The organism is Streptomyces sp. NPDC054847 (assembly GCF_053610925.1).
This window is the reverse complement of record NZ_JBSGZJ010000760.1, coordinates 1-1,445: the sequence shown is the minus strand read 5'-3', so window position 1 is coordinate 1,445 and position 1,445 is coordinate 1. Positions and strand designations below refer to the sequence as shown.

Here is a 1,445-nt window from a genome sequence, read left to right as displayed (position 1 = left end):
TTCGACCTCGGTCCCGGCCGGATCACACTGCGTACGCGGGCAGCTCAGGACCATGATCTGAGCTGGCTGAGCCGAAGGCCCGCGGACTCGCAGGAGCCCGGGGTCACCGCGCAGCTGCACGACGGTCTGCCGGACCGGACGCTGTTCGTGTCGCGTCCGGGTGAGGACGGGCGGGTCCATGTGGCGGTGAACAACGGTGACACGAAGGCCTGGCACCTGGCCCCCGGTGAGCACCACCAGATCCGCCACGGTGACTTCGAGCTGACGGTGTCCTACACGGTCGGCAGCGAGCCCGCGAACGTCGTCATCGGCATCGCGACGGTGCCGGAGCCCGCGAACCGCCATGTCCTGCCCCTCGACTCGGTCCGGGACTCGATCACGGTCGGCAGCTGGGTCGCGATCGAGCGTCCCCGCAAGGGCGCGGAAGGCCCGGAAGGGATCCCGGGCGACGAGAAGCTGAGGTTCGTCACGACACGGGTCACCGCGGTCCGCACGGCGGTGTACACCAACTACGGCATCACGGGCCGCGGTACGGAGCTGACACTCGCCGATCCGTGGCTGGACGAGCACGATGTGCTGCTGTCCAACATCCGCGACACCACGGTGCACGCCGACGGGCAGCCGCTGCGCCCCGCCGACGAGCCCCTCGGCGAGGACGTGCACGGCGACGAGATCGAACTCGCCGAGCTGTACGACGGGTTGCGGCCCGGACGGCATCTGATCGTCTCCGGGGAGCGGACGGACGTGCTGCCCGGCTCCCCGGGCGCTTCGGGAGTCGCGGGCACGGAGCTGGTGGTGGTCGCGGGGGTGGAGCAGGTGATCGATCCGCGGCTGCCGGGCGACCATGTGCACACCCGGTTGCGGCTCACCTCGAAGCTGGCGTACCGCTACCGCCGTGACACGGTGCGCGTGCTGGGCAACGTGGTGGCGGCGACGCACGGCGAGAGCCGCGACGAGCCGATCGGCAGCGGGAACACGGACCGGCCGAACCAGACGTTCGCCCTGTGGCAGTATCCGTTGACCTGGCTGCCCGCCGGCAATCCTCTGGGCGCGACACCGGAGCTGGAGATCCGCGTCGACGGGCTGCTGTGGCACGAGGTGGACAGCCTCGCCGGGCGCGGGCCGCGCGACCGTGTGTACGTCACGGGCACCACGGCCGACGGCCGTACGACGGTGACCTTCGGCGACGGGGTGCACGGCGCCCGGCTGCCGACCGGGAGCGAGAACGTGCGGGCCCGCTACCGCTTCGGCACCGGCCGGGCGGCGAACGTGCGGGCGAACCGCATCACCCAGGCGGTCACCCGCCCGCTCGGCGTCACCGGAGTGACCAACCCGCAGGCCGCGACGGGCGGTGCGGACGCCGACGGGCCGGGCCTGACCCGGCGCACGGTCCCGCTGGCCGTGTCGGCGCTCGACCGGCTTGTGTCGGTGAAGGACTACGAGGA

Annotated in this window: 1 pseudogene; it reads left to right on the top strand. The window is 72.1% G+C overall.

Annotation, left to right across the window (positions count from 1 at the left end):
- A pseudogene (locus tag ACWGH4_RS35045) lies at positions 1 to 1,445 on the top strand (putative baseplate assembly protein); the annotation flags it as partial.